This is a genomic window from Stenotrophomonas sp. Ps181 (genome assembly GCF_025697425.1).
GTDB classification, from domain to species: domain Bacteria; phylum Pseudomonadota; class Gammaproteobacteria; order Xanthomonadales; family Xanthomonadaceae; genus Stenotrophomonas; species Stenotrophomonas sepilia.
The window spans coordinates 406,944-419,299 of sequence record NZ_JAHWBI010000004.1; the positions used below are offsets into that span (position 1 = coordinate 406,944).

At 67.3% G+C, this 12,356-nt stretch carries 8 protein-coding genes; 3 read left to right on the forward strand and 5 right to left on the reverse strand.

What is annotated here, in order from left to right:
• Positions 1-173 precede the first annotated feature (173 nt).
• The 3 genes from KXV01_RS12010 (at position 174) to KXV01_RS12020 (ending at position 7,209) form a co-directional block, all read left to right on the forward strand.
• Positions 174-5,150 (forward strand): NAD-glutamate dehydrogenase domain-containing protein, encoded by a 4,977-nt coding sequence (locus KXV01_RS12010; protein ID WP_111096615.1) that lies wholly within the window; start codon positions 174-176, stop codon positions 5,148-5,150.
• Positions 5,151-5,443: 293 nt separating this feature from the next.
• Positions 5,444-6,217, forward strand: coding sequence for an NAD kinase (locus KXV01_RS12015; protein WP_049415640.1), 774 nt, complete (start codon positions 5,444-5,446; stop codon positions 6,215-6,217).
• A gap of 47 nt (positions 6,218-6,264) precedes the next feature.
• Positions 6,265-7,209, forward strand: a complete 945-nt coding sequence (locus KXV01_RS12020) for a 5'-nucleotidase (protein ID WP_049415637.1) — start codon at positions 6,265-6,267, stop codon at positions 7,207-7,209.
• A 61-nt stretch (positions 7,210-7,270) separates the two neighbouring features.
• Here the strand turns inward: KXV01_RS12020 and KXV01_RS12025 are convergent, their stop codons facing one another.
• The 5 genes from KXV01_RS12025 to KXV01_RS12045 are packed head-to-tail and all read right to left on the reverse strand — an operon-like array spanning position 7,271 to position 12,346.
• Positions 7,271-7,822 carry a DUF2939 domain-containing protein gene (locus KXV01_RS12025; RefSeq protein ID WP_099495583.1) on the reverse strand — a complete coding sequence of 184 codons (552 nt, stop codon included), beginning with the start codon at positions 7,820-7,822 and terminating at the stop codon, positions 7,271-7,273.
• A gap of 42 nt (positions 7,823-7,864) precedes the next feature.
• Positions 7,865-8,857 carry an aldo/keto reductase gene (locus KXV01_RS12030; protein ID WP_049439540.1) on the reverse strand — a complete coding sequence of 331 codons (993 nt, stop codon included), beginning with the start codon at positions 8,855-8,857 and terminating at the stop codon, positions 7,865-7,867.
• On the reverse strand, positions 8,857-9,543 hold the full coding sequence (locus tag KXV01_RS12035; protein ID WP_099495582.1) for a DUF2461 domain-containing protein: 687 nt from the start codon (positions 9,541-9,543) through the stop codon (positions 8,857-8,859). The genes KXV01_RS12030 and KXV01_RS12035 overlap by 1 nt, the downstream gene beginning before the upstream one ends.
• Positions 9,540-10,979, reverse strand: coding sequence for an exodeoxyribonuclease I (gene sbcB, locus KXV01_RS12040; protein ID WP_099495581.1), 1,440 nt, complete (start codon positions 10,977-10,979; stop codon positions 9,540-9,542). Before sbcB ends, KXV01_RS12035 begins: the two co-directional genes overlap by 4 nt.
• Complete coding sequence (locus KXV01_RS12045; protein ID WP_099495580.1) at positions 10,979-12,346, reverse strand: NAD(P)/FAD-dependent oxidoreductase; 1,368 nt, start codon at positions 12,344-12,346, stop codon at positions 10,979-10,981. Before KXV01_RS12045 ends, sbcB begins: the two co-directional genes overlap by 1 nt.
• Positions 12,347-12,356 lie beyond the last annotated feature (10 nt).

Genomic DNA, 12,356 nt, shown 5'->3' on the forward strand with positions numbered 1-12,356 from the left:
TGCCGATCCTGTCGGCAGTGCTGAAACAGGCGCCAGCGCCATACCGGTGCGAACTGAATAGGCGTTTAAACCGCAGCAAACCCGAATCTGCTTATTCCGTCCTGCAGCAAGGCCTTTTCGTGCGGTAGGGCTACAATTTCATTTTCCCAACTGAGCAAGCGCATCGCTCTGCCATGAAACCGCAAAAAACCGCAGCCAAGACCGTGAAAAACAAGACGAAACCAGCAGAGTCGGAGGTCGCAGTGACCGCTGGTTTCTCCCTGGAGCCGGTGTACACGGCCTTGCGCAAGCGCTACCCCGCGGCCGCACAGGCCGAAGCAGTGGCTTTCGCCACTGACTTCTACAAGCGCATGGAGTCGGACGAGTTCCCGCACCACAGCGCTGAAGAGTGGGCCGCTCTCGCGGCTGAGACGCTGGAATTCGCCCGGGCCCGCAAGGCTGGCAAGGCCAACGTCCGCGTGTTCAATCCGACCGCGAAGGCCAACGGTTGGGAATCGCCGCATACCGTGCTGCAGATCGTCAACGACGACATGCCGTTCCTGGTCGATACCGTCACCATGTCGCTGGCCGAGCAGGGCGTGGGCGTCCACGTGCTGGGCCACCCGGTACTGCGTTTCACCCGCGACAAGGCCGGCAAGCTGGTCAAGGTCGGCGAAGGTGATGCCGAGTCGGTGATGCTGCTGGAAATCGACCGCCAGACGGCCGATGCGATGGCCGCCATCGAGCAGGCCATCAACAAGGCGCTGGATGAAGTGCGTGCGATCGTGCGCGACTGGCAGCCGATGAAGGACAAGGCGCTGGCACTGGCCGACGACCTGGGCAGCCGCCAGCTGCCGGTCGACGACGCGTCGCGCAAGGAAGCACAGGAGTTCCTGCGCTGGGCCGCTGACAACCACTTCACCTTCTTCGGCTACCGCGAGTACCGCGTCGAGAAGCAGGGCAAGGAAGAGGTGCTGGCGCCGCTGAACGACACCGGCCTGGGCCTGATGCGCGGCAAGGACAAGTCCGCCGCCCGTCCGGTCAAGACCCTGGCCGCGCAGGGCCTCAACACCACGTCCGGGCTGAAGGACGCGCTGATCCTGACCAAGACCAATGCCCGTTCGCGCGTGCACCGCGCCGGTTACATGGACTACATCGGCGTGCTGGAGTTCGACGCCAAGGGCAAGATCATCGGCGAGCAGCGCTTCCTCGGCCTGTTCACCTCCAGCGCCTACAACCGCCGCCCGTGGGAAATCCCGCTGGTGCGCCAGCGCCACGAGCACGTGATGAAGCAGTCGGGCCTGGCCCCGGCCAGCCACAGCGGCAAGGCCCTGCGCCACATCCTGGAAACCCTGCCGCGCGAAGAGCTGTTCCAGTCCAGCGAGGACGAACTGTTCCGCACCGCGATGGGCGTGCTGGGCCTGCAGGAGCGCGTGCGCAGCCGCCTGTTCCTGCGCCGCGACAAGTACAGCCGTTTCATCTCCGCGCTGGTCTACCTGCCGCGCGAGCGCTTCAACACCGACGTGCGCCTGCGCATCGAAGCGATGCTCAAGGACGCCCTGCACGGCGAGTACGTCGACAGCTCGGTGGTGCTGGGTGAATCGCCGCTGGCGCAGGTGCACCTGATCGTGCGCCCGAAGCCGGGTGAGATGCTCGACGTCGACACCGCCGAACTGGAGCAGAAGCTGGCCCAGGTGCTGCGCAACTGGCAGGACGACCTGCGCGAGGCGCTGGTGGCCCGCCATGGCGAGACCGAAGGCCTGCGCATTGCCGCCCGCATCGGCAAGGCGCTACCGGCCGGTTACATCGAAGACAACAGCACCGCCGTTGCCGCCAATGATGTCAGCCAGCTCGACGCGCTGACCGGCCCGGACGACCTGCGCCTGAGCCTGCAGGCCGTGCCGCGCGAGGGCGGCGATGGCCTGCGCCTGAAGCTGTATCGCCAGCTGGATGACATCCCGCTGTCGGACGCGCTGCCGATGATGGAAAACATGGGCCTGCGCGTGATCGCCGAGCGTCCGTACCGGCTGTCGGTCGACAACGCGCCGGTGTACGTGCAGGACTTCGAGGTCGAGTCGACCGCTGGCGCGATCGATGCCGCCAGTGTCGATGAAGCCTTCGGCGAGACCTTCGCCCGCGTTTGGCACGGCGACGCCGAGAACGACGGCTTCAATCGCCTGGTGCTGGCTGCCGGCCTGCACTGGCGCCAGGTCGCCATGCTGCGTGGCTACTGCAAGTACCTGCTGCAGACCGGCGTGCCGTTCTCGCAGGCCTACGTGGAAGGTACTTTCGCGCGTTACCCGCTGCTGGCCCGCCTGCTGGTCGAACTGTTCGAGGCCCGCTTCGATCCGGCCACCGGCCATGAGAGCAAGGACGACATCGCGGCCGGGCAGGCCCAGCTGAAGGCCCACTTCGATGTGCTGGCCGCTGGCGACGATGCCACCCTGAAGGTGCTCAAGAGCGTGGTCGATGCCCGCAAGGGCGACCGCGACGCGCAGATGCAGGCCGCGCGCGATGCGCTGCTGAAGCTGATGGATCGCGTGTCCAGCCTGGACGAGGACCGCATCCTGCGCTCGTTCATGGGCGTGATCGACGCGACCCTGCGTACCAGCTACTACCAGACCGATGCCAACGGCCAGCACGGCCATGTCATCAGCTTCAAGTTCGATTCGGCGCTGGTGCCGGACCTGCCGAAGCCGCGCCCGTACCGCGAGATCTTCGTGTACGGTCCGCGCGTGGAAGGTACCCACCTGCGCTTTGGTGCGGTTGCGCGTGGCGGCCTGCGCTGGTCGGACCGTCGCGAAGACTTCCGCACCGAAGTGCTGGGCCTGGTCAAGGCGCAGATGGTCAAGAACACCGTCATCGTGCCGGTCGGCGCGAAGGGCGGCTTCTTTGCCAAGACCCCGCCGGTGAACGGCGACCGTGATGCGATCTTCGCCAACGGCGTGGCCTGCTACAAGCTGTTCATCCAGGGCCTGCTGGACATCACCGACAACATCGTCAACAACAAGATCGTGCCGCCGCTGGATGTCGTGCGCCACGACATGGATGATCCGTACCTGGTGGTGGCCGCGGACAAGGGCACGGCGACCTTCTCCGACATCGCCAACGGCCTGGCCATCGCGCACGGCTTCTGGATGGGCGATGCGTTCGCCTCCGGTGGTTCGGTCGGTTACGACCACAAGGGCATGGGCATCACCGCGCGCGGCGCGTGGGAATCGGTCAAGCGCCACTTCCGTGCGCTGGGTCGTGACAGCCAGAGCCAGGACTTCACTGCGGTCGGCGTCGGCGACATGTCCGGCGACGTGTTCGGCAACGGCATGCTGCTGTCGCGCCATATCCGCCTGGTCGCTGCGTTCGACCACCGCCACATCTTCCTGGACCCGAATCCGGATGCGGCCACGTCGTTCATCGAGCGTGAGCGCCTGTTCACCCTGCCGCGTTCGAGCTGGGCGGACTACGACACCAAGCTGATCAGCAAGGGCGGCGGCGTGTACCCGCGCAGCCTGAAGTCGATCGAGATCACCCCGCAGGTGCGTGAAGCGCTGGGCCTGGACGAGAACGTCAAGGCGCTGTCGCCGAACGATCTGATGAGCGCGATCCTGAAGGCGCCGGTCGACCTGCTGTGGAACGGCGGCATCGGTACCTACGTCAAGGCCGCCAGCGAACAGCACAGCGACGTGGGCGACCGTGCCAACAACGCGCTGCGCGTGAACGGTGGCGAGCTGCGCTGCAAGGTGGTGGGCGAGGGCGGCAACCTGGGCATGACCCAGCTGGGCCGCATCGAGGCTGCCCAGGCCGGCGTGCTGCTCAACACCGACTTCATCGACAACTCGGCCGGCGTCGATACCTCCGACCACGAAGTCAACATCAAGATCCTGCTCAACGATGTGGTGCGGGCCAAGAAGCTGACCGTCGAGCAGCGCAACAAGCTGCTGGCGTCGATGACCGATGAAGTCGCCGAGCTGGTGCTCAACGACAACTACCGCCAGAACCAGGCGCTGAGCCTGATGGAGCGGATGGCGGTCAAGCGCCTGGGGTCCAAGCAGCACTTCATCCGCACCCTGGAACAGCAGGGCCTGCTCGACCGCCAGATCGAGTTCCTGCCGTCCGACGCCGAGCTGTCGCAGCGCAAGGCACGCGGCCAGGGCCTGACCCGTCCGGAACTGTCGGTGCTGCTGTCCTACTCCAAGCTGGTGGCGTTCAACCAGCTGCTGGATTCGGATATTCCGGAAGACCCGTACCTGTCCAAGGAGCTGCAGCGCTACTTCCCGACCCCGCTGCAGAAGAAGTACGCCGACGCGATGGAGCGTCACCGCCTGAAGCGCGAAATCATCGCCACGGCTGTGACCAACCAGACCATCAACCGCATGGGCGCCACCTTCCTGATGCGCATGCAGGAAGACACCGGCCGTTCCATCGCCGAGGTTGCCAAGGCGTACACCATCAGCCGCGAAACGCTGGATGCGCGCGCGTTGTGGGCACAGATCGACGCGCTCGACGGCAAGGTGCCCGAGTCGGTGCAGATCGATGCGCTGGAAGTGATCTGGAAGCTGCAGCGCTCGTTCGTGCGCTGGCTGCTGTCGCGCCCGGGCGCGATGCCGGGCATCACCGAAGCGGTCAACCGCTACCAGGGTCCGTTCAACGACATCCGCGTTGCCTCGGGCGTGCTGCCGGATTCGCAGCGTCCGACCTACGAAGCCCTGGTGGCCGAGTGGAAGGAAAAGGGCCTGCCGTCCGCGCTGGCGCAGCAGCTGGCCGAACTGCACTTCCTGGAGCCGGCGTTCGACATCATCGAACTGGCCCGCACCCGCAAGCTGAAGCCGGTGGACGTGTCCAAGGTCCACTTCCGCCTGGGCGATGCCCTGCAGCTGCCGTGGCTGTTCGAGCAGGTGGACGCGTTGGAGGTCAACGGTCGTTGGCACGCGGTGGCGCGTGGCGTGCTGCGTGACGAGCTGGCTGCCAACCACCGCAACCTGGCCGGGCAGGTGCTGGGCACCAAGGGCAACAGTGCCGAGGCCAAGGTCGCTGCCTGGATGGGCCGCGACGACAACAGCCTGCGCTTCACCCTGGCGATGCTGGCCGAACTGGCCGAGCAGAAGACCCTGGACTACCCGACCGTCTCGGTCGCAGTCCAGCGCCTGGGCCAGCTGGCGGCACACGGCGCGTAAGTGATGTAGTGCCGGGCCACGCCTGGCATGCGTGAACCGGAACGGCCCCGCGAAAGCGGGGCCGTTCTGTTTCTGCCCTTGATCTTTGCGACCACCTGACCCGACGCCGGCCGTGAACCTGCCAGGTGGATGACCGGCATATCCGCCGGGACCGTGAGCGCCATGGATGGCGCGATCGAGCCCCCAGGGATGGGTTTACGGCGTGTCCCGGCGGATATGCCGGTCATCCGCCCCACGGGGTCCAACTCCCGGCGCTCGGTTATGCTCTCCATCAAACCCACCCGGATCCACCGATGAGCGACACCCCCCGCATCGCTTTCCTGGCCAGCACCACCGAACCTGCGCAGATGGCCCGCGCGGCGATGATTTCGCGTTATGGCGATCACGCGCCCGAGCAGGCCGACGTACTGTGCCCGCTGGGTGGCGACGGTTTCATGCTGCAGACCCTGCACCGGCACGGGCACCTGGGCAAGCCGGTGTTCGGCATGAAGCTGGGCACCGTCGGTTTCCTGATGAACCAGTACCGCGGCGACGATGACGTGCAGGCCCGCATTGCGCGTGCCGAACCGGCCAACCTGCGCCCGCTGGAAATGGTGGCGCTGACCGAGTCCGGCACCAGCACCGGGTCGCTGGCCTACAACGATGTCTCGCTGCTTCGGCAGACCCGGCAGGCGGCCCATATCGGCATCGACCTGAACGGCCAGGAGCGGGTGGCCGAGCTGATCGGTGACGGCGTGCTGGTGGCCACCCCGGCCGGCAGTACCGCCTACAATTATTCCGCGCACGGCCCGGTGTTGCCGCTGGGGTCGCATACCATCGCGCTGACGCCGCTGGCCCCGTATCGGCCGCGACGCTGGCGCGGGGCGATCCTCAAGGCCGACACGGAAGTGCGCTTCCGCGTGCTCGATCCCTACAAGCGTCCGGTCAGCGTCACCGCTGATTCGCACGAGACCCGCGATGTGGTCGAGGTGACCATCCGCGAGTCGAGGGACCGTCGTGTGACCCTGCTATTCGACCCGGAGCACAATCTGGAAGACCGGATCCTGAGCGAACAGTTCGTTTTTTGAGGACAATGGGCGGCCGGCCCCGCCGACCGCTTGAAGGACCCCCACCGATGGGCGACAACTCCCCCCGTTTGCTGACCGTCGCGGTGACCTCGCGCGCGCTGTTCGACCTTGAGGAAAGCCATGCGCTGTTCGAGAGCGATGGCGTGGCGGCCTATGCCGAGTTCCAGCGCCAGCATGAGGACGACATCCTCGGCCCCGGCGTGGCCTTTCCCGTGGTGCGCAAGCTGCTGGCACTGAACCAGGGCGCCAGCCCGGAGAACCCGCGGGTCGAGGTGATCCTGCTGTCGCGCAACTCGGCCGATACCGGCCTGCGCATCTTCAACTCGATCCAGCATTACGGCCTGGGCATCATCCGTGCGACGTTCACCGCTGGCGAGCCGACCTGGCCGTATGTGAAGCCGTTCGGCACCGACCTGTTCCTGTCGGCCAACCCGGAATCGGTGCGCAGCGCGCTGCGCCATGGCATCGCGGCGGCGACCATCCTGCCCAAGCCACCGGGTGAGACCGCTGCGGCAGCGGCCGACCAGATCGATACCGGCCGCCCGGCCGGCCAGTTGCGCATTGCCTTCGACGGTGACGCAGTGATCTTCGGTGACGAGAGTGAGCGCATTTCGCGCGAGCAGGGCGTGGAAGCCTTTGGCCGCCATGAACGCGAACGCGCCCGCGAGCCGCTCAGTGGCGGCCCCTTCCGCGGCTTCCTGTCGGCCCTGCACACGCTGCAGGAAGTGTTCCCGGCGGGCGACAGCGCGCCGATCCGTACCGCACTGGTGACCGCGCGTTCGGCCCCGGCGCACGAGCGGGTGATCCGCACCCTGCGGGAGTGGGGCGTGCGCCTGGACGAAGCGCTGTTCCTCGGCGGCCGCCACAAGGGGCCGTTCCTGCAGGCCTTCGGTGCCGACATCTTCTTCGATGATTCGCAGCACAACATCGACAGCGCCCGCGCGCACGTGGCTGCCGGCCACGTACCGCACGGCGTCGCCAACGAGGGATAGGGCGGATTCGACCGGTAGGTGCCAACCGTTGGTTGGCGCTGCCGTCAGGCCACGGGTCCGATCAAGGGCTGCCCGACATTCCCAGCTGCAGGTCCACCACCTTCCAGCGCAGGCCCTGCGGCTCCAGCACCACCTTCAACGGCGGCTGGCCGGGGCCGCGATCGACATCGATCACGAAGCGGTCGAATGACTCGAAATGATGTTCGGCATTCTTCAACGGCCGCGCCGGTTCAGTCGCGCCGAAGGCGTCGCCACCCTGCAGTTCATTACGGCCACGCTTCCACAGCACGTGGCCCTGCAGCATCGCGCCGATCCCGGTCGGGGTCACCATGGTTTCCACCGCGGCGCCCCCGAGCTGGTCGCCGAGGCCGTAGAGGAGGGCACCGAACGGGCTGGCCGCCACGTCCGGCCCCGCCTGGCGCACCAGGTAATCATTGAGCTGCGCACGCAGGCTGCTGCGCACGCGCGGGAAATCCACGTAACGCTCCAGGCGCGCGGTGTCGCGCTGCTCGATGGCCTTGGACAGGCCGTTGACGGTCAGGTACGGGCCGCTGAACCACCAGGCTACCAAGGCCAGGACCAGCAGCACCACAAGCGCGGAGAGTTTCTTCATGGCGACCAGACTGCCGCAACCGCGGCAGTACCGGGTGAAGACTTACTGACTGGGCGAACCCTGTCCGTCGCCGAAGGCGTCCACCAGCTGTCGGCGCTCGGTCGGACCCAGCGCCTCCACGCGTGTTGCCAGCACCTCGTCCAGGCTGCCGATGCGGGTGGTGCCAAGGATGCCGCTGGCCACGCCGGGATGGCCCAGCGCATAGGCGAAGGCGGTCTGGGCCGGGCGTTGGCTGCGGATCGCGGCCACTGCCCGGCGCATCTGGCGGGCACTGCGCATCAGCTGGCGGCTGCTGGGCTTCAGCCAGGCGCGCGCCAGGTACCAGCCATCGGCCAGCCGTGGCAGGCGCGGGCGCGCGGGCAGCAGGTGGCCCTGCGCCAGCACGGTCCCGGCCAGCACGCCGATGCCCACCGCCTGCAACTGGTCGATCAGCGGTTCGCGGTCCTGCTGCAGGGCGTTGTAGTCCAGCAGCACCACATCGAAGGCGCCGGGATGGGCGATCATCCAGCGCAGGGTCGAGGCCGAGTGGGTGTTGATGCCGGTGTGCCGGATCAACCCGCGCTCGCGCAGGCGCTGCAGCGCGGCCAGCAGATCGTCGTTGATGTCGTGCTCGCTGGCGCCATGCAGCTGGTAGATGTCCAGGTGATCCAGGCCGAGGTTGCGCAGCGACGCCTCGCAGCTGGCGGTGATGGCCGCGGGCGAGAAGTTGCGTTGCTCGGCACCGCTGATGCCGGCCTGGCCGGTCAGCGTGCCGCCCTTGCTTGAGATCACCAGTGAATCGCGCGGGTACTGCTTCAGCAACGGGCGCAGGATGCGGCCCAGGCGCGGCTCGGCATGGAAGCCGGAATAGTTGTGACCCGTATCGAGCAGATTCACGCCATGGGCGAGCGCATGTTCGACCACGGCGGCCGCGTCATGCTCCGGGAAGCGGCGATGGCCCCAGAAGCCGGAGCAGCCCAGGCCGATCGGTGAAACGGCCAGGCCGGTGCGGCCGAGCACGCGCCGCTGGCGGGCCAGCGGAAGATCCTGCGACATCAGAACTCCAGATTCAGCGCGGCGCACAGGTAATCGACGAACGGACCGAGCGCGGCCAGGTCCTTGCCCAGCGTGGACAGCAGGCGTGGGCCGGTCATGGTGGCGTCGTCCAGCGAGCGCCACATCACCCAGTTGCGGTGCTTGAGGTCGTCGATGAACTCGAAGTCGGCGGGGAAACCACGCGGCGGACGCACCAGCTTCTCGCTCTCCTCGAAATCGAAGCGCTTGCGCAGGGCCGGCGCATGCGCGGCGGCCTTCCAGCTGCCCGGGTTGTCGAGGATGAAGTGGCGCACGCGGCGCTGGGTTTCCGGCTCCGGATGCCACAGGCCGGCGCCGACGAAGCTCTCGCCGGGTTGCAGGTGCACATAGAAGGACGGCGCGGCCACCTCGCGGCGGCGCTCATGGAACAGGCGCGCACCCTGCCAGGTCTTGTACGGTGACTTGTCGTTGGAAAAGCGCGCGTCACGGTGGATGCGGAACAGCGAGCCGCCGACGCCGCGGGTATCGGCGCGGAAGTGTTCGCTGACCTCGGCCAATGCCGGCTGCAGGTCACCCAGCAGGCGCAGGAACGGCTGCCGGACGTGGTCTTCATACTGTTGGCGGTGGTCGTTGAACCAGGTCTTGTCGTTGTGCCGCGCCAGGCTGCGCAGGAACCTGAAACTGGCGTCCGAGAAATAGGTGCTCACAGCGTCTCCTGCAGGTGCTGGCCCCAGTCGCGCAGCGATTGCAGCAGGGCCTGGCGCCGCGCGTCGCCGGGTGCCTCGGCGGCCAGTGCATCAAGCTGTTGCTGGTACTGGGGCAGGTTGAGTTCGCCCAGGCCGCCGTCGCCGAGCAGGCGCTGGCGGCGGTAATCCTGCCAACGCTGGTGTTCAGCCGGCGCGAGGCTGCCGGGATGGTTGCGTGCGCGGTAGCGGAACAGCAGCTCGGGCAGGCGCGGGTCGCGGAAGCGCCCTTCCAGCGCGGCCAGCTGCTCCGGCGCGGTCGTGCGTGCCAGCGCGAGCAGCGGCTTGTCGCCGTTGCCGAGGAATCCGTCGTACAGCGAGGCATCGACATCGGCCACGGTCGCGACGCGGGGCTGGTTGTAGACCTGGCGTGCCTTCTCGGCCAGCTGTGGAGCGAACGCGCGCAGCCGTTCCACCTTGGCTTCGATCGCGGCCACGTCCAGGCCGAGGCGCGCATGGTCATCGGCGCGCAGGTGGTTCCATGCGATCAGTGCCGGCACCTTGTTCAGGTGCACTTCCTTCAGCGGCACGCGTGCCACGCCTTCGGGCAGCTCGCTGGCCCGCATGTACAGGCGCTGTGCGATCACCTCGGCCGGCAGTGCCAGCAGATCGTCGATGTCACCGTCCAGGTCGAACACGATCACCCGGTTGTTGATGGTCGGGTGCACGGCCAGCGGCAGCACTGGCGCCGCGCACAGGCGGCTGGCGGGATAGCGCATGGAAACATGCAGCACCGGCTTCATCGCGGCCACGTCCAGCAGGCCGCCGACGAAGCGCTTGTCGCGCAGCTTCAGTGCGTACTCCCACAGCCGCGGCTGCGATTGCTTGAACAGCCGCGCCATGCCGATGGTCGCGCGCACGTCCGACAGCGCCTCGTGCGCATCGCCTTCGCGCACTTTGTTGGCTTCGGCCAGGTGTTCGAGCTTGAACGACGTCGCGCCGTCCTCGCGCAGCGGCCACTGGATGCCCTCGGGCCGCATCGCCCGCATCAGGCGCAGCATGTCCAGCAGGTCCCAGCGCGAATTGCCGTTGCGCCACTCGCGCTCATAGGGATCGTGGAAGTTGCGGAACAACCCGTAGCGGACGAACTCATCATCGAAGCGCAGCGTGTTGTAGCCCAGTGCGCAGGTGCCGGGGCGCGACAGCTGCTCGTTGATGCGGTCGAAGGCCTCGGCCTCGCTGATGCCCTCGGCCAGCGCCTGCTGCGGGGTGATGCCGGTAACCAGGGTGGCCATCGGCGAGGGCAGCAGGTCATCGGCCGGCCGCACGAAGAAGCTGACCGGCGTGTCGATCTCGTTGAGATCGGCATCGGTGCGGATCGCGGCGAACTGCGAGATGCGGGTGCGCCGCGGGTCCTGGCCGAAGGTTTCCAGGTCGTAGAACAGGAAGCTGTCGGCCATCAGTGCGCGCCCTCCAGGACCGGCAGCTGCGCGTGGATCTGCGCTTCCAGCGCGGCCCAGTCGATGTTGTCCAGTGAATCATGGCCGGTGGTGGCGGCCACCAGCATGTCGCGCTGCAGTTCGGTGCGGCGCAGCGCCTCGGCGTACGGCGTGTGCAGGAAGGTGACCATCGTGTAGTGCGGCACGAAGCGGGTCGGCCAACGCCGCTGCAGTTCCTGCTCCAGTTCGCGTTGCAGCAGGAATGCGGGGTCGGCCACGCGGTCGCGCATCTCCAGGTAGTTTTCCAGCGCCATCTGCTGGATGGCACGTGCATTCGGTTTGCGCTCGGCTTCGAACGCGGCGAACGCACCCTCCAGGTCATCGGCCTCCATCAGCTGGCGAGCCAGTGCGACGCAGTCCTCGAATGCGCAGTTCATGCCCTGGCCGTGGAACGGCACCATCGCGTGGGCGGCATCGCCGATCAGCACGGCGCGCCCCTGCTGGTGCCAGCGCTCCAGGGTGAGCGTGCCAAGCAGGCCCGGCGGGTGTTGCTCCCAGTCGGCGCGCAGGTTGGGGATCAGCGGCAGCGCATCGGTGAATTCGCGCGCGAACAACGCCTCGGCCTGCGCACCGGTATTGACCGTCGCGAAGCTGGGATCGCCCTGGTTGGGCAGGAACAGGGTGACGGTGAAGGTGCCTTCGTGGTTGGGCAGGGCGATGCACATGTAGTGGCCACGGGGCCAGATATGCAGTGCGTTGCGCTCGATGCGGAAGCCGCCGTCGGCGGCCGGCGGGATCTCCAGCTCCTTGTAAGAGTGGTCGAGGAAGGCGATGTCCTCGCCCAGCGGCGCGCGCCGGTTCATCGCCGCGCGCAGCGCCGACCCTGCGCCGTCGGCACCGATCAGGGTATCGAAGTGGATGTCGTGCGGGCTGTCGTCACGGTCATCGATGAAGCGCGCATGGCCGGCATCGAAATCGACCGTGTGCAGGCGGCGGTGGAAGTGCACGGTGGCGCCGGCCCGTTCGGCCAGCTCCAGCAGCGTGATGTTCAGGTCACGGCGGTGGATCGACCAGATCACCTCGCTGTCGTCGCGGCCATAGCGCTGCAGCTGCGGTTCGCCGTCGCGTGGATGCACCATGCGTCCGCGCATCATCACCGCGCGCGCCATCACCTCGTCTTCCACGCCGGCCTGGCGCAGTGCATTGCGCCCGCGCTCGGCCAACGCCAGGTTGATCGAACGACCGCTCTCGTAGTCGGCAATGCGGGGATCGCCACGGCGTTCGTACAGGGTGATGCGCCAGCCTTGCCGTGACAGCAGGATGGCGAGCAGAGACCCGGCAAGGCCGGCACCGATAATGCTCAACGAGCGGGAGGCGTGTGCGATCAACGAACTGTCC